We start from the raw sequence: 431 nt of genomic DNA, 5'->3' as shown, positions 1-431 counted from the left end.
ACCGCGGGCGTGCCGTACTCAGGACTGAAACAATCATTTAATGACTAAGCGATTGAAAGTATTCATAGGGATTGTGGCTTGCATGGTGATCCTGCCGTTCACCCTATGGCAAACGCTGCCACACTGGTTGCCACGGGTGGTGGCTCATTGGCTGCCGTCCGGTAGCCAACTAGTAATGAAAGGGCCGTTGCAATGGCAGCAGGGCGGTTTGTCGCTGGCAGGGGCGCAGTTCAAGGCGCAGGACTGCCTGTTGGCCGACATCGGGCCGACACGCCTGCGCTATAGCGCTGGCCGATGGCAACTGGTCAGCGACCAGCTCAGCGTCGATAGCGCCTGCCTGTCCTCGCTGCCTGGCGGCGATGCCAGTGACGCCACGCTGACGCTGGATAAACTGCAGCAGCAATTGCCGCAGTTGGAGATGACCGTTGGCG

Annotated in this window: 1 protein-coding gene; it reads left to right on the top strand. The window is 59.9% G+C overall.

Going from position 1 to position 431, the window contains the following annotated elements:
• Window positions 1-40: 40 nt before the first annotated feature.
• A partial coding sequence (locus tag AAZR93_RS21595) for an intermembrane phospholipid transport protein YdbH family protein (protein WP_434721042.1) occupies window positions 41-431 on the top strand: 391 nt, incomplete at its 3' end.

Source organism: Providencia sp. Je.9.19, from assembly GCF_051129765.1.
Taxonomy (GTDB): domain Bacteria; phylum Pseudomonadota; class Gammaproteobacteria; order Enterobacterales; family Enterobacteriaceae; genus Providencia.
The sequence above is the reverse complement of the archived record's forward strand: the minus strand, read 5'-3'. Positions and strand labels throughout refer to the sequence as shown.